We start from the raw sequence: 25,649 nt of genomic DNA, 5'->3' as shown, positions 1-25,649 counted from the left end.
CGGAAAGCAGAGCGACCCGGTGCGCGATGCACCGGGTCGTCCCGTGGTGGAGCCAAGGAGAATCGAACTCCTAACCCCCGCCTTGCAAAGGCGGTGCTCTGCCAATTGAGCTATGGCCCCCGGCCGGCGGCGTGAGCGGCCGGACCGTTCGAGTATCCCCGCCGCGCCTATCGCGACAGCGAGGATACCCGGAGCGTAGTGAGCTGGCTAACGCCGAGCGTCAGCGCACGTCCTCCGCGGAGGTGGTGGCCTCGTGCCACAGGGTGCGGTCGTCGTTGATCGACTTGACCTTCTTGGCGACCACGAACGCGACCGTTGCCACACCGGCGACGATCAAGATCTTCTTCCACATGGACCCGGGCCCCCTATATCAGCGATTGCCGTGAACAGCAATGCCGAGATCGGCATCGCGCGATGCGCCTCAGCATAGCGAACTGCGACGCGGCGGGCCGGTGGGGCGGCAGAGGGGCGGGGATCGGCGGATGTCTGCGTTTGCCGCCCGAAGGGGCCGAAAGCACGCACCCGGCGCCAGGGCATGAAAAAACCCGCCGCATCGCGGCGGGTGTTCTGTGGGCGTACCAAGACTCGAACTTGGGACCTTCGAGTTATCAGCTCGACGCTCTAACCACCTGAGCTATACGCCCGTATCGGGATAGTGCTGGAGGACCAGCGCTGAGAAAGATTACCCCATCATCGTTGCGCCTGCGGAACAGGGCCCCGCCCGGGAGGGACGGGCATCACTGACGGCGAAGCGCCCGCGGCCGGGAGGCCGCGGGCGCTTCGGAGCGCGGACGCTAGTCGCGTTCGGCGAGGGTGACCTCGACGCCGCCGACCAGGTCGGCGCACACGTTGTAGATGAAGGAGCCCAGGGTCGCCAGGGCCGTGAACAGGACCATGTTCACCACGCCGAGCAGAGCCGAGGCCCCGATGACGCCCTTCGCGGTGATCCGGAAGTCGGCCGAGGCCGCACCGGCGGCCTCGCCGTTCGCGGTCGTGCCCATGAGCATCTGGAGCATGTCGTTGACGGTGTCGAACACGCCCATCGCGTCGAGCGCGATGTACAGGACGGTGGTCGCCACGACCATGACGATGAACAGGACGATCGAGACGGCGAACGAGAACTTCATCACCGACCACGGGTCGATCCGCTTGAGCCGCAGGCGGGCCCGGCGCGGGCCGCGCGCGGTCGCCTGGCTCACGGCCGCGCGGGCGGCGCGCACCGCGTCCGCCACGCGGGCCGACGAGGCGACGCCCGCGGCCTGCTGGGCAGCGGTGTTGCCCGTCGACAGCGTCGGGATCGCCTCGGGCGTCACCGGCGGCGGCGTCATGCCCGGAGGCCGGCGCAGCGTCAGCGTCTGGTCCTGAGCGGGGGCCGCCGCGGAGGGCGGCGCCGAGACCGGTGACGGCGATTCGTCGTCGGCCTTCGGCTGGTCGGCCGCTTCGGGCGTCTCCGGGAATTCGGGGACGTCCTCATCGCGCTCGGTCTCCGCAGCGGTAGCCTTCGCGTCGGTCATCTACTCGTCCTGCCCCTCATCGGGTTCCGGTTCCTCGGCGCTCCTGGTGATGGCGAGCAGCGACACCTCGTCGGGCAGGTCGATCAGCTTGACGCCCATGGTGTTGCGGTCCGAAGTCTGGCGGACCGGCTGCACCGGTGTCCTGATGACGCCCCCCTCCGAGGTGATAGCGAACAGCTCGTCGTCCGGCGTCACCGACAGCGCCCCAACCAAGTCGCCGCGCCGTTCCGTGATCTTCGCGGTCAGGACGCCCTTGCCGCCGCGGCCTTGCGGCGGATACGCGTCGACAGGTGTCCGCTTCGCGTAGCCGCGGCTGGTGGCCACGAGGATGTCCATATTATCGCGCAAGACGATCATGGTGAGCAATTCGTCGTCGCCGACGAAGCGCATGCCGATCACGCCGCTGGTCGCCCGGCCCATCGGCCGCAGCGACTCGTCGGTGGCCTGGAAGCGGATCGACTGCGCCTTGCGCGAGACCAGCAGCAGGTCGTCGTCCTGGTCGACCAGGGCCGCGCCGACCAGCTCGTCGCCGTCGCGCAGGTTGATGCCGACGATGCCGCCGGTGCGCGGGGAGTCGAAGTCGGTGAGCTTGGACTTCTTGACCAGGCCGTTGCGGGTCGCGAGCACCAGGTGCGGGGCGACCTCGTAGTTGGCGAGCTGTATGACCTGCGCGATCTGCTCGTCCGGACCGAAGGCCAGGATGTTCGCCACATGCTGGCCGCGGGCGGTGCGGCTGGCCTCGGGCAGCTCGTACGCCTTCGCGCGGTACACGCGGCCCTTGTTCGTGAAGAACAGGATCCAGTCGTGCGTGGTGCACACGAAGAAGTGCGAGACGATGTCGTCCTGCTTGAGCTGCGCGCCCTGGACGCCCTTGCCGCCGCGCTTCTGCGAGCGGAACGAGTCGGTCTTGGTGCGCTTGACGTAGCCGCCGTGCGTGATGGTGACGACCACGTCCTCGCGGGCGATGAGGTCCTCCATGGACACCTCGCCGGCGTCGGGCAGGATCTGCGTGCGCCGCTCGTCGCCCCAGCGGGCCACGACCGCGCCGAGCTCCTCGCGGATGATCTGGCGGACCCGCTCGGGCTTGGCGAGGATGTCGGCCAGGTCGGCGATCTTGGTCTCGATCTCGGCGAGCTCGTCGATGATCCGCTGCCGCTCCAGGGCCGCGAGGCGGCGAAGCTGCATGTCGAGGATCGCCACGGCCTGGATCTCGTCCACGTCGAGCAGGCCCATGAGGCCCTGCTTGGACTCCTCGGCCGAAGGCGAGCGGCGGATGAGCGCGATCGTCTCGTCCAGCAGGTCGAGGGCCTTGGCGAGGCCGCGCAGGATGTGGGCGCGCTCCTCGGCCTTGCGCATCCGGTACCGGGTGCGCCGCACGATCACCTCGATCTGGTGCGCCACGTAGTAGCGGACCATCTGCGCGATGTTCAGCGTCTTGGGCACACCGTCGACCAGGGCGAGCATGTTCGCCCCGAACGTGTCCTGGAGCTGCGTGTGCTTGTACAGGTTGTTGAGGACGACCTTCGGGACCGCGTCGCGCTTGAGGACGATGACGATCCGCATGCCGGTGCGCCCGGAGGACTCGTCGCGGATGTCGGCGATCCCGCCGAGCTTGCCCTCCTTGACGAGGTCGGCGATCCGCTCGGCCAGGTTGTCGGGGTTGACCTGGTAGGGCAGCTCGGTGACGACGAGGCAGGGACGGCCCTTGGCGTCCTCCTCGACCTCGATGACCGCCCGCATGCGGATCGAGCCGCGCCCGGTCCGGTAGGCGTCCTCGATCGCGGCGCGGCCCAGGACCGTGGCGCCGGTCGGGAAGTCGGGGCCGGTGATGATGTGGAGGATCGCCTCCAGGGCCTCGGCCTCGTCGGATTCGGGGTTGTCCAGGCACCAGTCGACGGCCGCGGCGACCTCGCGGAGGTTGTGCGGCGGGATCTTGGTGGCCATGCCGACCGCGATGCCCTCGGAGCCGTTGATGAGCAGGTTCGGGATCCGCGAGGGCAGGATCGTCGGCTCGGTGGTCTTGCCGTCGTAGTTCGGCTCGAAGTCCACCGACTCCTCGTCGATGTCCCGCAGCATCTCCATCGCGAGCGGCTCGAGCCGCGACTCGGTGTAGCGGTGCGCGGCCGCCGGGTCGTTGCCCGGGGAGCCGAAGTTGCCCTGGCCGTCGATGAGCGGGTACCGCAGGCTCCACGGCTGCGCCATGCGCACCAGCGAGTCGTAGATCGCCGAGTCGCCGTGCGGGTGGAACTGGCCCATGACGTCGCCGATGACGCGCGAGCACTTGACGTACCCGCGGTCGGGGCGGTAGCCGCCGTCGTACATCGCGTACAGGATCTTGCGGTGGACCGGCTTGAGGCCGTCCCGCACGTCGGGCAGCGCGCGCCCGACGATGACGCTCATCGCGTAGTCGAGGTAGGAGCGCGACATCTCCACTTCGATGCCGACCGGCTCGATGCGGCCGTGCCCCTCCGGGATCTCCAGCTGGTCTTGGTTGTTCTCAGGCACCAGTGCTTCCTTGCGTCGTCAATCGGATCATGGTCGGCGGGCGCTAGATGTCCAGAAAACGAACGTCTTTCGCGTTCTCCTGGATGAAGCGGCGGCGGCTCTCCACGTCCTCACCCATCAGGACGCTGAACAGCTCGTCGGCGGTTGCCGCGTCGTCGAGCTGCACCTGGAGGAGATTGCGCTGGGACGGGTCCATGGTCGTCTCCCACAACTCGGTGTAGTTCATCTCACCGAGACCCTTGTAGCGCTGGACGCCCTCGGACCTGCGCGGGTCGGCCTTGCCCGAGGCGATGCCCGCCTCGATGAGGCGGTCGCGCTCGGCGTCGGAGTACGCGTAGTCGACCAGGTCGCCCTTCTTGTTCCACTTGATCTTGTACAGCGGCGGCTGGCTCATGTACACGTGCCCGAGCTCGATGAGCGGGCGCATGAAGCGGAACAGCAGCGTCAGCAGCAGCGTGTTGATGTGGTGGCCGTCGACGTCGGCGTCCGACATCAGGATCACCTTGTGGTAGCGCAGCTTCTCGCCGTCGAACTCCTCGTGGATCCCCGTGCCCAGGGCCGTGATCATGCCCTGGACCTCGTTGTTCTTGAGGATCTTGTCGAGCCGGGCCTTCTCCACGTTGAGGATCTTGCCGCGGATGGGCATGATCGCCTGCGTACGAGGGTTGCGGCCCTGCTTCGCCGAACCGCCGGCCGAGTCGCCCTCGACCACGAAGATCTCGCACTCCTCGGGGTTCGTGGACTGGCAGTCCGCGAGCTTGCCGGGCATCGACGAACTCTCCAGGAGGCTCTTGCGGCGCGCCAGCTTGCGGGCCTGCGCGGCGGCCTTGCGGGCGTTCGCCGCGCTGGAGGCCTTCTGGACGATGATCCGCGCTTCCTTGGGGTGGCGGTCGAGCCAGTCGGGCAGCCACTCGTTGCAGACCTTCTGCACGAAGCCCTTGATCTCGGTGTTGCCGAGCTTGGTCTTCGTCTGGCCCTCGAACTGGGGCTCGCGCAGCTTGACGGAGATGATCGCCGCCAGGCCCTCGCGGATGTCCTCGCCCGAGAGGCGGTCCTTCTCGGACTTGATGATCTTCTTCTCGAGCCCGTACTTGTTGACCGCGTTCGTCAGCGCCGAGCGGAAGCCCTCCTCGTGGGTGCCGCCCTCGTGCGTGTTGATCGTGTTCGCGAACGTGTACACCGACTCGCCGTACGACTCGTTCCACTGCATCGCGATCTCGACGGTGTGGAACTCCTTCTCGTCCTCGGCGGTGAACTGCACGACCGTGGGGTGGATCGGGTTCTTCGAGGCGTTGAGGTGGCGCACGAAGTCGGCGATGCCCTCCTCGTACTGGAACCGCACCTCGCGGACGTTCCCGTCCTCGTCGAGGTGCTCGGGGCGCTCGTCGCGCAGCGTGATGGACAGGCCCTTGTTCAGGAAGGCCATCTCCTGGATGCGGCGGTAGATCGTCTTGTAGTCGAACTCGAGGGTCTCGAAGATGTCCCCGTCCGGCCAGAAGCTGACGATCGTGCCGGTCTCGTCGGTCGGCTCGCCCTTCTCCAGCGGGCCCGGCTGGGCGTGCTTGTAGTCCTGGCGCCAGTTGAAGCCGTCGCGCTTGATCTCGACGGTCACCCGGGTGGAGAGCGCGTTCACGACCGAGACGCCGACGCCGTGCAGACCGCCGGAGACGGCGTAGGTCTGGGAGTCGAACTTGCCGCCCGCGTGGAGGACGGTGAGCGCGACCTCGACGCCCGGCTTCTTCAGCTTCGGGTGGAGGTCGACGGGGAAGCCGCGGCCGTCGTCGCGGACGCTCACGCCGCCGTCGTCGGTGAGGGTCACCAGGATGTCCGTGGCGTAGCCCGCCATGGCCTCGTCGACCGCGTTGTCGACGACCTCCTGGATGAGGTGGTGCAGGCCGCGCTCGCCAGTCGAGCCGATGTACATGCCCGGGCGCTTCCTGACGGCCTCGAGGCCTTCGAGGACTTGCAGCGAACTGGCGCTGTAATCGTCCTTCTGCTTCGCCGCCACCGGCAACTCCTTCTGTCGTCGTTCACGGTCAGTAGTGAGAAAGCTAGTCCATGGCTGTGACACTTTCAGCCGTCTGGCCGCGGCTGCGCCGGATGTCCGTTCCGGCCCGCGGCCTCCTGAGGGCCGGAGCCGCGCCACCGCGCTCGCGCCGCCCGAAGGGCGGCGCGGATGCGGCCCCGGAGGGCCGCCGTCTCACCGGTGGCGGCGGTCCGCGCGCTGCTCGCGCGTCACCGCCGCTCCATCGTTCAAGTCTACTGCGACCGAGTCTCGCAGTCGTCGCCTGTAGGCCCCGTTGTCGTCGCAGTCGCACCGGGAGCGGTGGACATGAACCCCCCTACGGACCTAGGGGTGCGCGGCTTCAGAACGTGTCACGGGAGCCATTGAACCGCACCCGCCTCGGGCCGAAGGAGCGGGTCGGCTGCTGGGGGCCGGTGATCTTCAGGCGCTTGACCACGCTCGGGCCCAGGGCCGCGGCGAGCTTGCCGTGGATCTGGCGCGAGAACAGCCGCAGCTGGGTGGCCCAGGCGGTGGACTCGGCGACGACGAGGAGCTCGCCGTGCTCGAGCTTCTCGGGGCGGCAGTGCCCGGCGATCTCGGGGCCCACGATGGCCTCCCAGCGCCCGAAGACCGAGGCGTCGGCGACCTTGCGGGTCCAGCCGTTCTTACGCACGATCTGCGGCAGGAGCGCGCCGAGCGTCTCGGGGTCGCGCTTGTCGGGGCCGGGACCGGACCACTCCTTGCGGAAGCGCGGGTCGTCCGACTTGCCGCGCCGACGCGGTCGGGGCCGGTAGTCGTAGCCGCTGCTAGAGGACACGCTTGACCTCCCCCTCCCACACGTCGTAGCGGGCGCCGGCGAGCCGCTCGGGGACGTCCCCGGCGACCGCGCACGTGATGAGCGTCTGCGGCGCCGCTTCAGCGTACTCGGCGAGGCGCTCCCTGCGGGTCCCGTCGAGTTGGGCGAAGACGTCGTCGAGGATGAGGATCGGGGCGGTCCCGTCGGAGCGCAGCAGCTCGAACGCGCCCAGGCGCAGCGCGAGCGCCACCGACCAGGTCTCCCCGTGCGAGGCGTAGCCCTTGACCGGGAGCGAGCCGAGCGTGAGGTCGAGGTCGTCGCGGTGCGGCCCGACGAGGGTCGAGCCCCGCTCGACCTCCTTGGCGCGGGCCCCGGCGAGCGCGGCGGCGAGCCGGGCGGTGAGCACGTCCTGGTCGGGCGTGAGGTCGGCGCCGAGTTCGGACTCGTAGACGAGGGTCACCTCGGAGCGGCCGTCGGCGATGCGGGCGTGGGCCTTGGCGACGGGCTCGGCGAGGTCCTCCAGGAGCGCGAGGCGCCCCGCGAGGAGTTCGGCGCCGTGCTGGGCGAGGTGGGCGTCCCAGGCGTCGAGGGTGGCCATCTCGGCGCCGCCGGGCCCGCGGCCGCCGGTCTTCTTCGCGAGGTAGGCCGTGCGCAGGAGCGTGTTGCGCTGCTTGAGGACGCGTTCGTAGTCGGCGCGGACGCCGGCGAAGCGCGGGAAGCGCGAGCACAGCAGCTCGTCGAGGTAGCGGCGGCGCGCGGAGGGCTCGCCGCGCACGAGCGCGAGGTCCTCGGGGGCGAAGGCGACGGCCTTGAGCGCGCCGATGATCTCGCGCGGGCGCGGGAGCTGGGTCTTGTTCAGGCGGGCCTTGTTCGACCTGCCGGGGATGATGGCGAGCTCGGCCAGGAGGCGCCGGGAGTCGTGGAGGATCTCGGCCCGCACGATCGCCTGCTCGCAGCCCTGGCGGACCAGGGGGGCGTCGGCGGAGACGCGGTGGGAGCGGAGGTTCGCGAGGTAGATGAGCGCCTCGACCAGGTTGGTCTTTCCGTGTCCGTTGGGGCCCACCAGGATCGATGGGCCCTCGTCGAACATGACCTGGGCGTGCGCGTAGGAACGGAAGTCGCTCAGTTGCAGCTGTCGTACACGCACGCCTCTATTGTGCCGCTCGGGTGTGTCCGGGCCGCACGGGAGGGCGGGTCTGCGCCGCGCCGGCCGTGCGGGGCCCGGAGGTGGTCACTCGGGTTTGACGGCGTGGCCGCCGAACTGGTTGCGCAGCGCCGCGACGGCCTTCATCGCGGGAGAGTCCTCCTGGCGGGAGGTGAACCGGGCGAACAGCGATTCGGTGATCGCCGGGAGCGGGACCCGCAGCCGGATGCCCTCGTCCACCGTCCAGCGGCCTTCGCCGGAGTCCTCGACGTAGCCCTTGATCCGGGCCAGTTCGGGGTCGTCGTCGAGCGCGCGGTCGAGCAGGTCGAGGAGCCAGGAGCGGACGACGGTGCCCGAGCGCCAGGACTTGAAGACCTCCGGCACGTTGTCGACGTACTCGCTCGCCTCGAGCAGCTCGTAGCCTTCGGCGTAGGCCTGCATCATGGCGTACTCGATGCCGTTGTGCACCATCTTGGCGTAGTGGCCGGCGCCGACGCCGCCGGCGTGGACGAAGCCGAACTCGCCTTCGGGCTTGAGCGCGTCGAAGACCGGGCGCAGGCGCTCGACGTCGGCGGCGGACCCGCCGACCATGAGCGCGTAGCCCTCGGTGAGGCCCCAGACGCCGCCGGAGACGCCGGCGTCGACGTAGCCGATGCCGTGCTCGGCCAGGAGCGCGGCGTTGACCGCGTCGTCGGTGAAGCGCGAGTTGCCGCCGTCGACGACCACGTCGCCCTCGGCGAGCAGTCCGGCCAGTTCGGCCACGGTGGAGGTGGTGGGCTCCCCGGCGGGGACCATCACCCAGACCGCGCGCGGCGCGTCGAGCGCCGCGACGAGTTCGGCCACCGAGCCGACGTCGGCGACGTCGGGGTTGCGGTCGTAGCCGACGACCTGGTGTCCGGCCTTCTCCAGGCGCAACTTCATGTTGCCGCCCATCTTGCCGAGCCCGATCATGCCCAGTTGCACGTCGCGCCCCCTTTCAAGCATGTGTCCAGCACATCAGCGATGTTCGCGCCACGGTCGTTCACGTCGTTGTGCGGTCAGGCGTCCCAACGCAATGGTTGCAGCATGTACAGGTAGCCGTCGTGGTTTGTGTCGGAATCCTCATCTTCGGGCGCGCCCTGCCCGGTCATCACGACCGGCTTGCCGAGCTCGTTCATCTTGAACGCCGTGTACGGGGCGTCCATGGCGGCGAGGCCTTCGAGCAGGTAGGTCGGGTTGAACGCGATCTTGCCCGGCTCGCCTTCGAGCGAGCAGTCCATGCCCTCGGAGGCCTTCGCGTCCTCGGCGCCGCCGGCTTCGACGACGAGGCCGTCCTCGTCGAAGGAGAGGCGGATGGGGGAGTTGCGGTCGCCGACGAGGGCGACGCGGCGGGCGACCTCGATGAGCTCGGAGGTCTTGACGCGCAACGTGGTCGCGTACGAGGTCGCCAGGAGGCTGCGCAGCGGCGGCAGCTGGCCGTCGAGGACCCGCGAGGTGGTCTGGCGGCCGCCGGCGGTGAAGCCGATCATGCCCGGGGCGCCCTCGGTGCCCATGGGGATCGCGATGGTCACCGGGCCCGAGTGGGAGCCGAAGGTGCGGGCGGTGTCGGCGAGGGCCTTGGCGGGCACCAGGACCGTCACGGCCACGTCGGAGGCGTCCGGCTGCCAGGAGGAGTCGCGGATGGCCATGCGGTAGCGGTCGGTGGCGAGCATCCCGATGCCGCCGCCGGTGAGCTCGACCTGGACGCCGGTCATCGTCGGCAGGGTCTCGTCCTTGCCCGCGGCGACGGCGGTCTGGGCGACGGCCTTGGCGAACTCGTCGGCGTCGATGGTCCCGATCGCCTCGGGCATCTGCGGCAGCGAGGGGTAGTCCTCCAGCGGCATGGTCGGCAGGGTGAAGCGCGCCGACCCGCAGGTGAGTTCGGCGTGGGGGCCGTCGACGACGAAGTCGACGGGCTTGCTGGGGAGGGCCTTGACGATCTCGGCGAGGAGCTTGCCCGAGACGAGCGCGGTGCCGGCGGACTCGCCGGTGACGTCCACGGTGACGCGGGTCGAGATCTCGTAGTCGAAGCCGGAGATCGTCAGGCGGCCCTCGTCGACCGACAGGCGCGCGCCCGCGAGGACGGGCACCGACGGGCGCGCGGGGAGGCTCTTGGCGGTCCAGGAGACGGCGTCGGCGAACGTGTCTCGGTCGACTTGGAACTTCATGGGTCGCTCCTTCTCGTTGAAGCTCGGTTGTTCACAGCGCTATTACTAATGAACTCTCTATAGATATAACTGTCGTCGTAGTCGTCGGTGCTGTGGATACTGTGGAAAACCGCCCTTTTCCCAGCTCTTCCGGGGTGCCGGGTTGTGGATGAGCTGTGCATAACCTGTGGATGAATCAGGAGCTTATCCACAGCCCCCGACATCCACGGAGTTTTCCACATCTCGTCCACAGGCTTGTCCACAGCTTTTCCACAGGTTATGCACAGGGTTGTACACAGGAAAGACGCGATTCGACATCGTGTTTCCGCGTGTTTTCCACAGGTCGTCCACAGGCTTTCCACAGAAATCCGGGGTTATCCACAGCTTTTCCACAGACTTGTCCACAACCCCGTTCATGCGCCCGTGTGTTTCAAACGGTTCGTCAATTCGGCGATCTGGTTGTAAAGGGAGCGACGCTCGGCCATCTGCTTGCGGATCTTCTTGTTCGCGTGCATGACCGTGGTGTGGTCGCGGCCCCCGAACGCCTGGCCGATGCGCGGCAGCGACAGGTCCGTGAGCTCCCGGCACAGGTACATGGCGACCTGGCGGGCGTTCACGAGCGCCCGCGAGCGGGAGTTGCCCTTGAGGTCGGCCGACTGCACCCCGAAGTAGTCGGCAGTGGCCTGCATGACCTGGTCCACGGTGATCTCGGCGGACTTGCCGTTCTCGGGGATGATGTCGTGCAGCACCTCCTCGGCCAGGCCCAGGTCCACCGGCTTGCGGTTGAGGCTCGCGTAGGCGGTCACGCGGATGAGCGCGCCCTCCAGCTCGCGGATCGAGTGGTGGATCTGGGAGGCGATGAACTCGACCGCGTCGGTCGGGACGTTGAGGTCGTCCTGCACGGCCTTCTTGCGCAGGATCGCGATCCGCGTCTCCAGGTCCGGCGGCTGGATGTCGGCGAGCAGGCCCCATTCGAAGCGGGTCCGCAGCCGGTCCTCCAGGGTCTGGAGCTGCTTGGGCGAGCGGTCGGAGGAGATCACCAGCTGCTTGTTGGCGTTGTGCAGCGCGTTGAAGGTGTGGAAGAACTCCTCCTGCGTGCGCTCGCGGTCCATGAGGAACTGGATGTCGTCGATGAGGAGGATGTCGACGTCCCTGTAGCGGCGCTGGAAGGCCTGCTGGCGGCGGTCGGACAGCGAGTTGATGAAGTCGTTCGTGAACTCCTCGGTGGTCACGTACCGCACCGAGTGGGCGGTGCCCAGGTCGTGCGCGTAGTGGCCGACCGCGTGGAGGAGGTGGGTCTTGCCGAGCCCGGAGCCGCCGTAGATGAACAGCGGGTTGTACGCCTTCGCGGGGGCCTCGGCGACGGCGAACGCGGCGGCGTGCGCGAAGCGGTTCGAGGAGCCGATGACGAAGGTGTCGAAGTTGTAGCGCGGATTGAGGCGGCCGACGCCGTCGACGGCCTTGACGGGCGCGGCGTCCCTGGCGGTCTTGGTGATCCCGCCCCGGCGCGCGGGGTCGGGGTCGTCGGAGGGCGGCGGCGCCACCGGCGGCGAGGCGCCGTTGTCCTTGGCGCCGTGCTCGCCCGAACTGCGGCGGGCCGCGGTCTCCGAGAGCACCCGTTCGAGTTCGTCGCCCGGCGGCTCGGGGTGCTCCTCCCAGCGGGGGGCCTCGGTCTGGGTCGGGCGCACGGGCTGGTGCGGGATCGCCCGCTCCATCGGTTCGGGCTCGGCCGCGGGCTCGGCGGGGGCCTCGGGACGGTCGGCGGCCCGGCGGCCCTCGGCGGCCCCGCGCCGGAACGCGGCGGCGTCGAAGTTCGCGGGCTCGGGGGCGACCGGTTCGAAGGTTCCGGGTTCAAAAGTACTGTCGAAAAGACTCGGCGGGTTCTGCGACGGTACGGGGCTGCGGGCGGGCTCGCGGGCCGGCGGCGCGGGAGGCTGCGGCTCCGGTACGGGGGGCGCCTGGTCGAAGGAGCCGGGGCGATCGAAGACGATGGTCGCGTCGGGCTCGGCGGGGGCCGACACCGGAGCGGCAGGGACCGCAGGGGCCGGGGGCTCGGCAGTGGTCTGCTCCTGGAGCTCGACCTGCTTCTCCTGCAAGGTGACGGCGATCTGCGTGGGCTGGCCCATGCGGCGCGTCAGCGCCTCGCTGATCGGCACGCGCAGCTTCGACTCGAAGGCCGACCGGGCGAACTTGTCGGGCGCGGCGATGATGAACGTCCCGCCCACCGCCAAGACCGGCAGCGTCAGCCGCATCCACGCCTGCTGCTGGCGCGTCAGCGCCGACGCGTCAGCGAGTTCGGCGGTCACCGCCGACCAGACTGCCGACAGATCTTGGTCGGTCACCTTCGTCATCCCTCTGGGTTGGTCTGATGTCCTCGAACGGACCGTTTCGCGAAGTTCGGAAGCCGCACCGGGTAGGCTTCGAACCAGGCGTTCCGCACCGCCGGACCTGCTCGTCCCCAGTGCGTTCCAGCAAGTTTTCCACAGGTTATCCACAGGCCTTCAGCTGGCCTGTGCACATGCGCGCCTTGTGACAATGTTTCCTGAATCACGGTCATGAGCTGGGCTTTCTTGTGAGTCTGACGACGATGTCCTTCCAGGGCCGCAGAAGTCGTCCACCATCCGGGCGAAGTTATCCACAGGGTGCCCGCGACCGGCGCGACCTCCCTGCACAGGCCCGCCGCACCCGGCCCGGACCCTTCCGAGAAGGACGGTCGACGCCCCGGCCCCGCGGCGCCCCGCACCGCCCCCGCGGTGGCGACGGCCCGGAGACGGCGAGTAACATGAGCGAGTTGCCCGCTCGAACCGGAGGGGCATGCCACACCCGCCGTCCGCGGCTGGGGCGCTGCGTGAATGCCCTGCTAGGCTGTTCTCCGCGTCCCTGGAGCCCTACCGGGCCGGGGCAGGAGCCCCCGAGACCGGGTGACGCAGTGGCATTTTGATTCGTAATGGGAGACATCCGTCGTGAGCAAGCGCACCTACCAGCCGAACAACCGCCGTCGCCACCGCACCCACGGCTTCCGGCTGCGCATGCGCACCCGTGCGGGGCGCGCCATCATCAACGCGCGCCGCAACAAGGGTCGCAAGCAGCTGACCGTCTGAGCGCTCGCCTCCCGTCCCCGGACAGGGGGCTCGCGGGCCCGCGGCCAGGTCGCAACCGCCCGAGCCGCCGCCCCATATGAGGACGTGATCCAGGTGCTTCCAGCCGACGCGCGCATTCGCAGCAGCGGGGACTTCGGTTCGGCGCTCAAGCGAGGCCGCCGCGCCGCCCGCGGCGGCGTCGTCGTGCACTGGGCACCCGCGGGCCGAGCGCCCGCACCGCGATCCGAAGACCCACCGGCGCCGACGGCGCCGGCGACACCGTCCGAAGCCGGAGCGAACCGCCCGGCGCGGGCGGGTTTCGTCGTTTCCAAGGCCGTCGGCAACGCCGTGGTGCGCAACAAGGTCAAGCGCCGTCTGCGCCACGCGGCCGCCGCCGAACTGCCGCACTGGCCGCCCGGGACCGACGTGGTCGTGCGCGCCACCCCCCGCGCCGCCGAACGCGACTTCGCCGAACTGCGGCGCGACCTCACCGAAGCCGTGCAGGCGGCCCGCAGCGGCAAGGGCGGTCGGAGCGGACGCCCCCGCGACAAGCGGAGCGGGTCATGACCCACCCCGCCGCCCCTCCGGCCGACGCGGCCGCCGAACCCCTTGCGGGAGGGGGCCGAGGGCTCGCGGTCCGAGTGGCCGCCGCCCCCGTGATCGCGTACCGTCGGTGGATAAGTCCGGCCCTGCCGGCTCGCTGCCGCTTCTACCCCAGTTGCAGCGCATATACCCTTGAGGCGCTGTCCCGGCATGGCGCCGTCCGTGGCATATGGTTGAGCCTGCGACGGCTGGGACGGTGCCACCCCTTTCATCCGGGGGGCTACGACCCCGTACCCCCACGGGATGAGCACGTGAAATCGGAGACCGAGATGACTGGAGTCCGCAAGTGATGGAGTGGGCCTACAACGGCGTGTCGTGGGTGCTGCTGTTCTGGCACGACCTGTGGGCGAAGGTCTTCGGCTACAACAGTGACGGCTTCCTGAAGACGGACTGGGCGTGGGTCCTCGCCATCGTCGGCGTCGTGATCACGCTGCGCGTGCTGCTGTTCCCGCTCTTCGTCAAGCAGATCCAGTCGCAGCGCGCGATGCAGAAGCTCGCCCCCGAGATCAAGGCGCTCCAGGAGCGCTACAAGGGTGACCGCGAGACGCTCCAGAAAGAGATGATGGAGCTGTACCGCAAGGAGAAGGCGAACCCGCTCATGGGCTGCCTTCCCATCCTCATCCAGATGCCGGTCTTCCTGGCGCTGTTCCACATCCTGCGCCGCCCGGACCCGGCTCAGGAGTTGAACACCAACCTCTACGGCTGGACCGGCGCGCTGGCCGGGGACACCTCCGACTGGAACTCCTACATCCACGCCAAGCTCTTCGGCGCCCCGTTCTGGAGCTCCTTCCTGACGCCGGCCGATCAACTGGTCGAGGTGGACTCCTCGCAGCTGACGGTGAAGCTCGTCGCGGGCGTCCTCGGCGCGGCGATGATCCTCACGACCTTCCTGACCACGCGTCAGATGATCCTCAAGACCGGCTGGAACGAAGACCCGAACCAGCGGATGATCCAGAAGGTGATGCTCTACGGCATCCCGGTCATCATGATCTTCTCCGCCGGCGCGTTCCCCATCGGCGTCGTCATCTACTGGACGATCAACAACCTGTTCTCGCTGGCGCAGCAGCAGTACGTGCTCCGCAAGTACCCGCCGCCCGCGCAGAACTCGGCGACCAAGCCGCCGAAGCCCGGCAGCAAGGCCCACGAGCAGATGCTCGCGGAGCAGGCCGAGGCCGAGCAGCGCCGCAAGGAGCTCGCCCCCAAGCCGGGCAAGCGGCCGAAGCAGGGCGACGCCAAGAAGCCCGTGAACGGCTCGGGCGTCAACGGTTCCGGTGCGAACGGCTCCAACGGCGCCGCCGCGGGCAAGGGCGGACCCGGTTCGGGCAAGAACCTCTCACGGGCGGAACGCATCGCGCGGGCCAAGAAGGTCAGCGGCGCGCAGCAGGCCTCCAAGAAGAAAAAGGGCTAGGGGAGGGTCCGGAGGCTGCGCAGGCGCCTTCGGATCAGCCACAATGGTGCAAACTAGGCTTATAACGAGCGATAGGACGAGTTGGCGATTATGGGAGCAACGGTGCGGGAGGACGAAGAAGTGGCCTCCGAAGACGACCTCTTTGAGCAGAGCGAAGTAGCGGCCGACTACATGGAGGGCCTGCTCGACATCCTCGACATCGACGGGGACATCGACGAGCTGGTGGTCGGCGACCGGCCCCAGGTCGAGATCGTCGGCGAGGAGCTCGGCGGCCTCGTCGGCCCCAAGGGGCAGACCCTGGACGCCCTTCAGGAGCTGTGCCGCCTCGCGGTGTACCGCAAGACCGGCGACCACTCGCGCCTGATGCTCGACATCGGGGGCTACCGCGCCGGGCGACGCAAGAAGTTGGCGGAACTGGGCGAGAAGACCGCCAAGCAGGTCATCGAGACCGGCGAGGTCGTAAAGCTGGACCCGATGAGCGCGTTCGAACGCAAATGCGTCCACGACGTCATCAACGCCACCGAGGGCGTGCAGAGCGAGTCCGAGGGCGCCGAGCCGCGCCGCCGGGTCGTGGTGAAGCCCGAATAGCCGCACCGGCATTCGAGCGGCACCGGTTTTCGAAGCGATGATGGAGTGATAAGTGACTGAGGAGCCCCAGGGCTCCGACACCGACGAGGCCAATGTTTCACGTGAAACATTGGCCTCTGTGTTCGGAGCGGAACCGGAGCGCATGGAGCGGGCGGAGGCCTACGTCGGCCTGCTCTCCACCATCGGCATCGAGCGCGGCCTCATCGGGCCGCGGGAGGTGCCGCGCCTCTGGGGCCGGCACGTCCTCTCCAGCGCCGTGGTCGAGGAGCTCATCCCCGAGAAGTCCGACGTGATCGACGTGGGCTCCGGCGGGGGATTGCCGGGCATCCCGCTCGCCATCGCCCGGCCGGACCTGTGGGTGACGCTCGTCGAGCCGATGCAGCGCCGCGTGGACTTCCTCGAAGAGGTGATCGAGGCGCTCGGCATCGAGAACATCGAGGTGCTGCGCGCCCGCGCCGAGGAGGTCGACCCGCAGGGGCAGGCCGACGTGGTCGTCTCGCGCGCCGTGGCGCCCCTGGGGAAGCTCGCGGGCTGGTGCCTGCCGCTGGCCAGACTCGGCGGCGTCATGCTGGCGATCAAGGGCCAGAGTGCCGCGGAGGAGGTCCGGCGCGACAGGGACTTCCTGAAGTGGGCCGGCGGGGGACGGGCCGAGATCGCCGTGTGCGGCGAGTCGAAGCTCTCGGAGCCCGTGTTCACCGTCCCCGCAACGGTGGTCAGGGTCGAGCGCATCCACTGAGCAAGCGTCCCAAGCAGTATCAGAAATTCATGAACCAAAGCCCTTGCGCCGCAGCAAAGGTGCAATCGGAGCCGCGATGAGAGCCTCATCGCGGCTCTTCGCATTCGGCGGACTGCGCAGGGTTCGGATAGTGTATGGCTCGTAAGCTTCTCCGAGCAGGGCGATGTTTCACGTGAAACATTCGGCCCGTAGTCTGTGGCGGTGAACGTGCGCGACCCCCTTCCCCCCGAAGAACGTGAACACTCGAACTCCCTTGGCGGCGATACCCCGGCCGAACGGCGCATCAAGAACCTCCTCGACGCGGCGGTGAGCGAGGAGGCCCCGCCCTCCCGGCGGCACCGTTATCGAGAAACTTCACCGGCGCCGGGTGGCGCAGCCCCGGCCCCCGGCCGGGTTGCGCCAGAATCGGTTGCGAGGGAGTCGGAGGCGGGCGTCGGCACGCAGGACCGACTGCCGGACGGACGGTCTGACAACGGCGGGGAACGGGACGGGATGCGCAGATCCACATCGCAGCGAGGCAAGTCCGGACGGCACTTGGCGCCGGACGAGACGCAGTCGGGATCGGCGAAGCAGCCGGCCGGGAAGTCGGCACTGCCGCAGCAGCCGAATCCTCTGGACGACGACCTGCCGCTGGCGCGGGAGGCGCAGCGCGCGGTGCGGGTGCTGAACCCCTCGGGCTCGGTGACGATGCCGCGGCCGCCGCGCCGCCGCGTCTTCGCCGTGGCGAACCAGAAGGGCGGGGTCGGCAAGACCACCAGCACCGTGAACCTCGCGGTCGCTCTGGCGCTGCACGGGAACCGGGTCATGGTCATCGACCTCGACCCGCAGGGGAACGCCTCGACCGGGCTCGGCGTCGAGCACGGCGCGGGCACGCCGAGCGTGTACGAGGCCGTCGTGGAGGGCCAGTCGCTCGACGAGATCGCGGTGCCGGTGGACGGCATCCCCTCGCTCTACTGCGTCCCGGCCACGATCGACCTGGCCGGCGCGGAGGTCGAACTCGTCAACGTCGTCGCCCGCGAAGGGCGCCTTGAGAAGAGCATCGAGACCTTCAGCGGGGAGCTCGACTACATCTTCATCGACTGCCCGCCCTCGCTCGGCCTGCTCACGGTGAACGCGCTCGTGGCCGCCGAGGAGGTGCTCATCCCGATCCAGTGCGAGTACTACGCGCTCGAAGGGCTCGGGCAGCTCCTGCGGAACATCGAGCTCATCAAGGCGCACCTGAACGCGCGCCTGCGGGTCTCCACGATCCTGCTCACCATGTACGACAAGCGGACCAAGCTGGCCGACCAGGTGGAGCAGGAGGTGCGTGGGCACTTCAGCGAGATCGTGCTCGACGCGGTGGTCCCGCGCAGCGTCCGCGTCTCCGAGGCCCCCGGCTACGGGCAGTCGATCATGACGTACGACCCCGGCTCGCGGGGCGCGACGAGCTATTTCGAAGCGGCCGAGGAGATCGCGCGCCGAGGCGCCAAGCTCTCCTCTCGTCGCGGCAAGAACCAGAAGGGCGGGAACTAGTCGATGGCTGCGGCGAAGCGCGGAGGACTCGGTCGCGGACTGGGCGCGCTCATCCCGACCGGTCTGGCCGAGGTCACCACCGTCGAAGACGAGGAGCCGGAGGAGGCCCCCGTCGCGACCGCGACGAAGAACGGCGCGCGCAAGACGAGTGCACCGCGCCAGGCGGCCCCGGCCGCGAGCGATGTTTCACGTGAAACATCCGAAGAGCCCGCCGATGTTTCACGTGAAACATCGGGCGGACCGGACCTCGTCCCTGTGCCCGGCGCGAGCTTCCAGCTCATCCCGATCACCGACATCGGGACCAACCCGAAGCAGCCGCGGCAGATCTTCGACGACGACCACCTCAGCGAACTCCAGACCTCCCTCACCGAGGTCGGGATGCTCCAGCCCATCGCGGTGCGCGAGCGGACCGCCGAGGAGCCCCGCGAGGACGGCGCCCGGTTCGAGCTCGTGATGGGGGAGCGGCGGCTCCGCGCCGCCACCGCCCTCGGCTGGGAGAGCGTCCCGGCGATCGTGCGCCGCACCGCCGACGAGGAACTGCTCCGCGAGGCGCTCCTGGAGAACATCCACCGGGTGCAGCTGAACCCGCTCGAAGAGGGCGCGGCCTACGCGCAGCTCCTCGAAGAGTTCAACGTGACGCAGGAGGAGCTGGCCAAGAAGATCGGCCGCAGCCGCCCGCAGATCTCCAACATGATCCGGCTCCTGAGCCTCCCGCCGACGGTCCAGACGAAGGTCGCCGCGGGTGTCCTGACGGCCGGGCACGCGCGGGCGCTGCTCGGCCTCGACTCCGCGGACACGCAGGAGCACATCGCCGAGCGGATCATCAGCGAGGGCCTGTCGGTGCGGAGCACCGAGGAACTCGTCACCGCGAACCGCTTGGAGGAGAAGCCGGAACTCGACGAGCCGCGCGGCGCCTCGGCCCGCGCGCCCAAGGACCGGATCAAGGCGCCGGGCCTGGAGGAGTTGAAGGAGCGGCTCTCGGACCATTTCGAGACGCAGGTGTCGATCTCCTGGGGCCGCAAGAAGGGGAAGATCGTGATCGAGTTCGGCTCCCTGTCCGACCTCGACCGAATCGTAGAGCAGATCGGCATCAAGTAGCCCGCCGAGCCGCCCGCCGATCCTCGGATCGCGTCACCGGCACGGAGGACGACGAACGGCGATGGGGCGATGTTTCACGTGAAACATCGCCCCATCGCCGTTTTCGATTGTCGGTGTCGTGGCCTCCCGCCGGAGAGCGGGGCGAGCGGTCCCTCAGGAGAGCTCGCGCCACATGATGATGTCGTCCCGGTAGTCGTCATCGGCCATGCGCACCGCGCGCGGCAGACGGCCGACCTCAGTGAATCCGTGCCGCCGATAGAAGGCGTCGGCGCCCGTGCCCGAGCGGACCTTGAGGCTCAGCGCCTCGAGCTTCAACTCTTCGCGGGCGACTTGATCGACTGCCGCCAGCAGCTTGCCGCCGAGACCGCCGCCCTGCCGGGCGGGGTCGACCTGGACGTGGCGCATGGTCCGCCAGCCCTGTCGCGGCGGGCTGTCGTTTGATGTGAGAACACACCAAGCGACAATGGCGGCTCCTTCCTTTAGAGCGACCAGCGTGTCAGTCCGGTCGATCACTCGCGCGAGAATGGAAACGGTGTGAGGGCGAACCTCGTCGATGTTGACCGGCGGAACGAACCCGACGGAGCCGCCGGCGTTCGTCACTTTCACCCAGAGGTAACTGAGTTCGTCAACGAGCGCGGCGGTGACCGGGGGGTCCATCAGGACGGCGATCGCATCGCCCGGAACGGGCGTCGCCTCCGGCGTGGAACTGTCAGTCACTGTTGCTTGCACGCCTTCCAGCTTGCCCTACGGGACTGCCCTGCCGACAGGGGCTTCCCGCCATATGGGCGGCACATCACTAACTGTGGCGAAACCCCCTGTCCAGGAACGATTCGCCTGGTGCCGGCCCTACGGGACGTCCAATGTCGGGGGTTCCGGGGAGGGAGTTTCCCGTAACCCCGGTGAAATCTGTCAAAAGGTCGATTCCGGTGGTTTCCAGGCTCGCAATCATGCGGTATTTTTCGATGGTGGCAGCTGCGAGTACCCCCGGCCCGAGTTCCAAGCCCGACCTGACGAATCAGAGCAGACATCACTTGAATCAGCGCGCGAGCAGTGCTCGCCCCGCCCTGCCGGCGTTCGTCGACTGGCCCGCCTTCCCGTTCGAAGGCGATCTGCGCATCAAGCCGCTCCAGGAGCCGGTGGGCTCTGAACCCCCGCGCCGCGGCGACCGCCAGGAGCAGTGCTCGGCCTGCCACACGCCCGACTCGGCCTACCTGTGGTCGAACGAGCGGTGGCGCCTCAAGAGCCCCCCAGCGCCCAGCGGGCTGCCTGTGGTGGTGATCCTCGAACCGAGGGCCCACCTCGACCTCGGCGACCTCTCTACGATGCACGCGGCCGAACTGGGCGTGCTCACCGTGCGCCTCGAACGGGCGATCCGCTCGCTCGAATCCGTGGCGCAGGTCCACGTGAACCGCTGGGGGGACGGCACCGCCCACCTCCAGCAGTGGTTCCTCGCCAGGCCCCACGGGTACCTGCAACTCCGCGGCCCGTTCATGACCATGTGGGACGAGATCCTGCCGCCCGTCGAAGAGCACGAGTGGCAGATGAACCTCGAATACATCGCCGCCTGGCTCAGCGACGACTGAAACCGAAAGGGCGCCGATGTTTCACGTGAAACATCGGCGCCCTTTCGGTGCGGAACATGCGAGCCCGGTGCTCGGAGGAGCCGGGTCTCAGGACCGGGCGAGGGCCCGGTGGACCATCGTCGCGAGGACCTCGCCGAAGTTGAGGCCGGCGGCCTCGATCGCCATGGGCAGCAGCGAGGTCTCGGTGGTGCCGGGGGCGACGTTCGCCTCCAGGATCTGGATGCCGCCCGCGTCGTCGACGATGAGGTCGACCCGGGACATGTCGCCGAGGCCGAGGGTCCGGTGGACCTTCACGGCGAGTTCTGCCACGCGGGCGGAGACCGCGGGGTCGAGGGCGGCCGGGACGGTCCAGCGGGTCGCGCCCGGGTTGTAGCGGGCGGCGTAGTCGTAGTCGCCGTGGAGCGGCGCGATCTCGACCGGCGGCAGGGCCGTGGGGCCGTCGCCGAGGTCGATCACGCCGACCGCGATGTCGCGGCCGTCCACGAACGATTCGATGAGCGCCTCGTCGCTGTAGGAGAAGCAGCCCATCATCGCCGACGGGAAGTCGTCCTCCTTGTGCACGGCGTGCACGCCGAGCCCGGAGCCGCCCGAGTTCGGCTTGACCACCAGCGGCAGGCCCATCTTCGCGGCGATCCGGTCGAGGAGCTTGCGCGCCCCGAAGTCCGAGAACGCCTGGCGCGGCATCGACGTCCAGTCGGGAGTCGGGATGCCGGCCGACCGCAGCAGGTCCTTCGCCGTGATCTTGTTCCAGGCGCGGCGCGCGCCGATCGAGCCGGTCCCCACGATCGGGATGTCGCTGAGTTCGAGCACCGCCTGGAGCGAGCCGTCCTCGCCGGGGGTGCCGTGCACGAGCGGCAGCACCACGTCGGGCGGGAACTCCTGGAGCGCGGGCAGCAGCTCGCCGTCCAGGTCCCGCACCTCGCAGGCCATCCCCTGGCGCTGGAGGGCGTTCGCGGCCCGCCGGCCCGACTTCAGGGAGACCTCGTGCTCGTAGGACATGCCTCCGGCGAGGATGAGCACGCGGATGTCCGCGGCTGCGGCGCCCTCCTTCATGCGGCGCCTCCCGCGAAGGTGTCGCGCAGTTCGATGTCGCCGGCGACGACGCCGGCCAGGCGGCGCACGCCCTCCCGGATCGACTCGGCGGTCTGCGTCGAGAAGTTCAAGCGCATCTCCCTGCGGCCGTTGCCGTCGGCGTAGAAACCGGTCCCCGGGACGTACGCGACGCGCTCCTGGAGCGCGCGCGGCAGCATCGCCTTCGAGTCGAGGCCCTCGGGGAGGGTGGCCCAGATGAACAGGCCGCCTCCCGGGACGGTCCAGGTCATGCCCTCGGGCATGTAGTCGCCGAGCGCGCCCAGGAGGGCGTCGCGGCGGTCCCGGTAGAGCGTGTTGAAGACCTTCACCTGCTGGCGCCACTCCATCTCCGTCAGGAAGCGCAGCGTCGCCTCCTGGGTGAGCCCGGACGGGCACAGGATGGACGCCTCGATCGCCAGGAGCAGTTTGTCGCGCACCGCGGGCGGGGCGAGGACCCAGCCCAGGCGCAGGCCCGCCGCGAAGATCTTGGAGACCGTGCCGAGGTAGATCACGCCGCGCTCGGCGCGGGCGCGCAGCGGCGCGGGCGGGGCGCCCTCGAAGCTGATCATCGAGTACGGGTCGTCCTCGATGACGAGGAGACCGTGCCGTTCGGCGATCGCGAGGATCTCCTCGCGGCGCCCCTCGGACAGCGTGACGCCGGCCGGGTTCTGGTAGGTCGGGATCGTGTAGAGGAACTTCGCTTGGCGCCCTTCGCGTTCGAGCGCGGCGAGCCCCTCCTCCAGTCCGGCGGGGATGAGCCCGTCGTCGTCCATCGGGAGGTGGCGCACGTCGGCCTGCGAGGCCTGGAACGCCCCCAGCGCGCCGACGTAGGTCGGGCCCTCGGCCAGGACGATGTCGCCGGGGTCGAGGAAGGTGCGGGCGAGCAGGTCGAGGCCCTGCTGGGCGCCGGTGGTCAGGACGAGGTCGTCGGCCGAGGCGCGGATGCCCGAGAGGTCGAGGACCCCGCAGAGGGCCTCGCGCAGCGCGACGCTGCCCTGGCCGGGGCAGTAGCCGAGCGCTTCGGCGCCGACCTGGGAGAGCAGGCGCGTGAACATCTCGCCGAGCTCGTCCATGGGGAGCGCGGCGGTGTAGGGGTTCCCTCCGGCGAGGGAGACGACCTCGGGGCGCGATGCGACCGAGAACAGTGCGCGGATCTCCGACTGTGCCATCCCGTTGACCCGGGATGCGTAGCGACCGGTGTAATCGTCGAGTGTTGTACCGGACACGCGGAGACCTCCTCTGATGGTCCTCGTCGCCCGCGATCCGTGCTCGCGGGTCGTGCGTCTGCGTCGCCTGCGGCTTCGCCGCCGGGCGATCCAGTCTCGCCGGGATCTCGTAGGTACACGCCCGGCCGCGGACCGCGGTTGCCCGCTGGAGCGCGGAAGGCACTGCGACCAGCCTACGGGACCTCCGGCGTGATCGGCCCACTCTACTAGCACACCGGCCGGAGGCCGCGCGTGTTTTCCGTCATGTGGACGCCTCGCCGACGTAGGCTGGACGGGTGCATCGGCGCATGGTCAACCTCACACTCGACTCCTTGGAAGACGTTCCGGGGCGTTGCCGCGCCTGCGTGTTCTGGGAGCTGTCGCCCCTGCGCGCCGAGGCCGCCCGCGACGTCGGCGAACCCGCACTCGAGAAGGAGTCGTGGCTCTCGCACACGCTCCTGGAGTGGGGCGGCTGCGGCCGGATCGCCTACGAGGGCGAGGCCGTGGCCGGGTACGTCACCTTCGCCTCCCCGAAGTTCGTGCCGCGCTCGATGGAGTTCCCCTCCGGGCCGGTGTCGCCCGACGCGGCGCTCCTCATGACCGCGTACGTCGCCCCGGCCTACGCGGGCACCGGGCTGGGGCGCCAACTCGTGCAGACCGTGGCGGCGGACCTGGCGCGGCGGGGGATCTACGCGATCGAGACGTTCGGCGACGCGCGCGGGGAGTCCAACGCCTGCCTCGTCCCCGCCGATTTCTACCGCTCCGTGGGCTTCAAGACCGTGCGGTTCGACCCGCGCTACCCGCGGCTGCGACTGGACCTGCGCTCGGCGATCGACCGGAGCGTCGAGGAGGAGGGGTCGATGGAGTTCCAGGACCCCGTGGAGTGGTTCAAACTCGACGACCTCGAACTCGAACAGTTCTTCGGCGAGCCGACCACCGGCCGCTCGCGCATCGACCGCCCCGGCTCCCAGCGCGGCGGCGAACTCCTCGAATAGCGCCTTCAAGCCCTCGGCCAGAGTCTTTCGGCCGGAGCCTTCGACTGCCGCTGCACGCGCCGAGCCCGGCCGAACGTGAGTCCCGGCCGAATGTGAAAGCGGATATTCCCGAATTGTCCGCCCGGGGGACCCCTTGATTTAAGGGTATCCAGGAGGGCCGACGAAAAATCGGGGGACCGAGCCTGCGGCTCGACCCCCCGATCGGTGAAAACTTCCTCTCGTTCCTTGTCGCCGAGGCCTGACGGCCCCGGCGGCTGCGGCCTACTGGCCGAGGAACTTGCGGATGGCGGCCTTGGGCTGGGCGCCGATGAGCTGGTCGGCGGGCTGGCCGTCCTTGAACAGGATCATGGTCGGCACGCTCATCACCTGGTACTTGCGGGTGATCTCCGGGTTCGCGTCCGTGTCGAGCTTGCGGATCACGATCGCGTCGGTCTCCGCGGCCAGCTCTTCGAGCACCGGGGCGACCTTCTTGCACGGCCCGCACCATTCGGCCCAGAAGTCGACGAGCACGGGCTTGTCGGCCTCCAGCACCTCGGCCTGGAACTCGGCGTCGCTAACTGCTTTGATGGCGCCCATGGGCATCCTCCTGTAAGTCGATGAGTGCGGGAAGTCAGTCGTCGAGGCTCGCGATGTAGCGCTCGGCGTCGAGCGCGGCCGCGCAGCCGGTCCCGGCGGCGGTCACCGCCTGCTGGTAGGTGTGGTCGACCAGGTCGCCGGCCGCGAACACGCCGGTGAGGTTCGTGCGCGTCGACGGCGCCGCGACCTGCACGTAGCCCGACTCGTCGAGCTCGACCTGTCCCTTGAACAGCTCCGAGCGCGGGTCGTGGCCGATCGCGATGAACAGGCCGGTGGCTTCGAGGTTGCGGGTCTCGCCGGTGACGGTGTCGACCAGGTCGACGCTGGCGACCTTGCCGCCCTCGCCGTTGACCTTCTCGACCGCGCTGTTCCAGGCGACCTCGATCTTCGGGTTCGCCAGGGCCCGCTCGGCCATGATCTTCGAGGCGCGGAACTCGTCGCGGCGATGCACGATGGTGACCTTCGAGGCGAACTTGGTGAGGAACGTGGCCTCCTCCATCGCCGAGTCGCCGCCGCCGACCACCACGATGTTCTGGTCGCGGAAGAAGAAGCCGTCGCAGGTGGCGCACGCCGAGACGCCCCGGCCCATGAACTCGTTCTCGCCCGGCACGTTCAGCGGCCGGAACGCCGAGCCCGTCGCCAGGATCACGGCCCGCGCCTGGAACTCGTCGTCGCCGACCCACACCTTCTTGACGTCGCCGGTGAGGTCGACGCGGGTCACGTCGTCGGAGACGAGCTCTGCGCCGAACCGCTCGGCCTGCTTGCGCCAGGAGTCCATGAGCTCGGGGCCCATGATGCCCTCGGGGAAGCCCGGGAAGTTCTCGACCTCGGTGGTCTACATGAGGGCGCCGCCGAACTGGAAGCCCTCGAACACGAGCGGCTTCATGTTGGCGCGGGCGGTGTACAGCGCGGCGGTGTAGCCGGCGGGGCCCGAGCCGATGATGATGACGTCGCGGATTTCGCTCACCGGGTTCGCTCCTGAAGGTTCGGCGCTCCGGGGACGGGTCTCCGGAGTGGGTACGGTCTGGCTGCTTCAACGCCATCCTATTGACCCGAAATTCCGCC

Annotated in this window: 23 protein-coding genes, 2 tRNA genes and 1 pseudogene; 10 read left to right on the top strand and 16 right to left on the bottom strand. The window is 69.2% G+C overall.

The genetic code is table 11. The features are described 5' to 3' along the window. Nucleotides 1–44: 44 nt before the first annotated feature. From E9998_RS17325 to dnaA, 11 genes are all read right to left on the bottom strand, one after another. Nucleotides 45–120: transfer RNA gene (locus E9998_RS17325), tRNA-Ala, on the bottom strand. Nucleotides 121–220: 100 nt separating this feature from the next. After that, a complete protein-coding gene (locus E9998_RS26405) occupies nucleotides 221–352 on the bottom strand; it encodes a DLW-39 family protein (protein ID WP_218125197.1) in 132 nt (43 codons plus the stop codon). Nucleotides 353–570: 218 nt separating this feature from the next. Continuing rightward, a tRNA-Ile gene (locus E9998_RS17320) sits at nucleotides 571–644 on the bottom strand. A gap of 150 nt (nucleotides 645–794) precedes the next feature. Then, nucleotides 795–1,514 carry a DUF3566 domain-containing protein gene (locus E9998_RS17315; protein ID WP_136530945.1) on the bottom strand — a complete coding sequence of 240 codons (720 nt, stop codon included), beginning with the start codon at nucleotides 1,512–1,514 and terminating at the stop codon, nucleotides 795–797. Further along, nucleotides 1,515–3,941 carry a DNA gyrase subunit A gene (gyrA, locus tag E9998_RS17310; protein WP_420842451.1) on the bottom strand — a complete coding sequence of 809 codons (2,427 nt, stop codon included), beginning with the start codon at nucleotides 3,939–3,941 and terminating at the stop codon, nucleotides 1,515–1,517. Between the two features lie 121 nt (nucleotides 3,942–4,062). Further along, nucleotides 4,063–6,027, bottom strand: coding sequence for a DNA topoisomerase (ATP-hydrolyzing) subunit B (gyrB, locus tag E9998_RS17305; RefSeq protein WP_136530943.1), 1,965 nt, complete (start codon nucleotides 6,025–6,027; stop codon nucleotides 4,063–4,065). 358 nt (nucleotides 6,028–6,385) lie between these two features. Then, nucleotides 6,386–6,841, bottom strand: a complete 456-nt coding sequence (locus E9998_RS17300; RefSeq protein WP_204745508.1) for a DciA family protein — start codon at nucleotides 6,839–6,841, stop codon at nucleotides 6,386–6,388. After that, entirely contained in the window at nucleotides 6,831–7,910 is a 1,080-nt protein-coding gene (recF, locus tag E9998_RS17295; RefSeq protein WP_420842450.1) for a DNA replication/repair protein RecF, read from the bottom strand. Before recF ends, E9998_RS17300 begins: the two co-directional genes overlap by 11 nt. 141 nt (nucleotides 7,911–8,051) lie before the next feature. Then, nucleotides 8,052–8,927: a phosphogluconate dehydrogenase (NAD(+)-dependent, decarboxylating) gene (gene gnd, locus E9998_RS17290; protein WP_192907113.1), complete on the bottom strand. Its 876-nt coding sequence runs from the start codon at nucleotides 8,925–8,927 to the stop codon at nucleotides 8,052–8,054. 74 nt (nucleotides 8,928–9,001) lie between these two features. Continuing rightward, on the bottom strand, nucleotides 9,002–10,150 hold the full coding sequence (gene dnaN / locus E9998_RS17285; RefSeq protein ID WP_136530939.1) for a DNA polymerase III subunit beta: 1,149 nt from the start codon (nucleotides 10,148–10,150) through the stop codon (nucleotides 9,002–9,004). A 392-nt stretch (nucleotides 10,151–10,542) separates the two neighbouring features. Next, nucleotides 10,543–12,471 (bottom strand): chromosomal replication initiator protein DnaA, encoded by a 1,929-nt coding sequence (gene dnaA / locus E9998_RS25925; protein WP_275669521.1) that lies wholly within the window; start codon nucleotides 12,469–12,471, stop codon nucleotides 10,543–10,545. A 621-nt stretch (nucleotides 12,472–13,092) separates the two neighbouring features. On the opposite strand from dnaA, the gene rpmH reads away from it, so the two are divergent. The 8 genes from rpmH to E9998_RS17240 all read left to right on the top strand — a co-directional run bounded on the left by rpmH (nucleotide 13,093) and on the right by E9998_RS17240 (nucleotide 19,154). Next, on the top strand, nucleotides 13,093–13,230 hold the full coding sequence (gene rpmH / locus E9998_RS17275; RefSeq protein WP_112137843.1) for a 50S ribosomal protein L34: 138 nt from the start codon (nucleotides 13,093–13,095) through the stop codon (nucleotides 13,228–13,230). Nucleotides 13,231–13,323: 93 nt separating this feature from the next. Beyond that, on the top strand, nucleotides 13,324–13,776 hold the full coding sequence (rnpA, locus tag E9998_RS17270; RefSeq protein WP_136530937.1) for a ribonuclease P protein component: 453 nt from the start codon (nucleotides 13,324–13,326) through the stop codon (nucleotides 13,774–13,776). Nucleotides 13,777–13,850: 74 nt separating this feature from the next. Further along, a complete protein-coding gene (gene yidD / locus E9998_RS17265; RefSeq protein WP_136531038.1) occupies nucleotides 13,851–14,102 on the top strand; it encodes a membrane protein insertion efficiency factor YidD in 252 nt (83 codons plus the stop codon). Then, nucleotides 14,102–15,220 carry a membrane protein insertase YidC gene (yidC, locus tag E9998_RS17260; protein WP_136531037.1) on the top strand — a complete coding sequence of 373 codons (1,119 nt, stop codon included), beginning with the start codon at nucleotides 14,102–14,104 and terminating at the stop codon, nucleotides 15,218–15,220. Before yidD ends, yidC begins: the two co-directional genes overlap by 1 nt. Before the next feature lie 90 nt (nucleotides 15,221–15,310). Beyond that, nucleotides 15,311–15,808, top strand: a complete 498-nt coding sequence (locus E9998_RS17255; RefSeq protein ID WP_136530936.1) for a Jag family protein — start codon at nucleotides 15,311–15,313, stop codon at nucleotides 15,806–15,808. Between the two features lie 52 nt (nucleotides 15,809–15,860). Beyond that, a complete protein-coding gene (rsmG, locus tag E9998_RS17250; protein WP_240037657.1) occupies nucleotides 15,861–16,544 on the top strand; it encodes a 16S rRNA (guanine(527)-N(7))-methyltransferase RsmG in 684 nt (227 codons plus the stop codon). Nucleotides 16,545–17,036: 492 nt separating this feature from the next. After that, the gene (locus E9998_RS17245; protein WP_136530935.1) at nucleotides 17,037–18,056 is read left to right on the top strand and encodes a ParA family protein; all 1,020 of its coding nucleotides are present in this window, start codon (nucleotides 17,037–17,039) and stop codon (nucleotides 18,054–18,056) included. 3 nt (nucleotides 18,057–18,059) lie between these two features. Beyond that, on the top strand, nucleotides 18,060–19,154 hold the full coding sequence (locus E9998_RS17240; RefSeq protein WP_136530934.1) for a ParB/RepB/Spo0J family partition protein: 1,095 nt from the start codon (nucleotides 18,060–18,062) through the stop codon (nucleotides 19,152–19,154). A 153-nt stretch (nucleotides 19,155–19,307) separates the two neighbouring features. On the opposite strand, the gene E9998_RS17235 is transcribed toward E9998_RS17240, so the two are convergent. Beyond that, nucleotides 19,308–19,871, bottom strand: a complete 564-nt coding sequence (locus E9998_RS17235; RefSeq protein ID WP_136530933.1) for a GNAT family N-acetyltransferase — start codon at nucleotides 19,869–19,871, stop codon at nucleotides 19,308–19,310. Nucleotides 19,872–20,185: 314 nt separating this feature from the next. Between E9998_RS17235 and E9998_RS17230 the strand changes: the two genes are divergently transcribed. Next, nucleotides 20,186–20,737: a hypothetical protein gene (locus E9998_RS17230; RefSeq protein WP_136530932.1), complete on the top strand. Its 552-nt coding sequence runs from the start codon at nucleotides 20,186–20,188 to the stop codon at nucleotides 20,735–20,737. Between the two features lie 87 nt (nucleotides 20,738–20,824). On the opposite strand, the gene E9998_RS17225 is transcribed toward E9998_RS17230, so the two are convergent. Both E9998_RS17225 and E9998_RS17220 read right to left on the bottom strand, forming a co-directional pair. Next, nucleotides 20,825–21,790 carry a D-alanine--D-alanine ligase family protein gene (locus E9998_RS17225; RefSeq protein ID WP_136530931.1) on the bottom strand — a complete coding sequence of 322 codons (966 nt, stop codon included), beginning with the start codon at nucleotides 21,788–21,790 and terminating at the stop codon, nucleotides 20,825–20,827. Beyond that, nucleotides 21,787–23,034 (bottom strand): aminotransferase-like domain-containing protein, encoded by a 1,248-nt coding sequence (locus E9998_RS17220; RefSeq protein ID WP_136530930.1) that lies wholly within the window; start codon nucleotides 23,032–23,034, stop codon nucleotides 21,787–21,789. The genes E9998_RS17225 and E9998_RS17220 overlap by 4 nt, the downstream gene beginning before the upstream one ends. Before the next feature lie 275 nt (nucleotides 23,035–23,309). Between E9998_RS17220 and E9998_RS17215 the strand changes: the two genes are divergently transcribed. After that, nucleotides 23,310–24,008 carry a GNAT family N-acetyltransferase gene (locus E9998_RS17215; RefSeq protein ID WP_136530929.1) on the top strand — a complete coding sequence of 233 codons (699 nt, stop codon included), beginning with the start codon at nucleotides 23,310–23,312 and terminating at the stop codon, nucleotides 24,006–24,008. A 261-nt stretch (nucleotides 24,009–24,269) separates the two neighbouring features. Here the strand turns inward: E9998_RS17215 and trxA are convergent, their stop codons facing one another. Both trxA and trxB read right to left on the bottom strand, forming a co-directional pair. Then, entirely contained in the window at nucleotides 24,270–24,584 is a 315-nt protein-coding gene (trxA, locus tag E9998_RS17210; protein ID WP_136530928.1) for a thioredoxin, read from the bottom strand. 34 nt (nucleotides 24,585–24,618) lie between these two features. Next, a pseudogene (trxB, locus tag E9998_RS17205) lies at nucleotides 24,619–25,551 on the bottom strand (thioredoxin-disulfide reductase). Between the last annotated feature and the right edge of the window lie 98 nt (nucleotides 25,552–25,649).

It is taken from the genome of Glycomyces paridis (assembly GCF_004912155.1).
GTDB lineage: Bacteria > Actinomycetota > Actinomycetes > Mycobacteriales > Micromonosporaceae > Glycomyces > Glycomyces paridis.
This window is presented reverse-complemented; position numbering and strand designations above follow the sequence as displayed.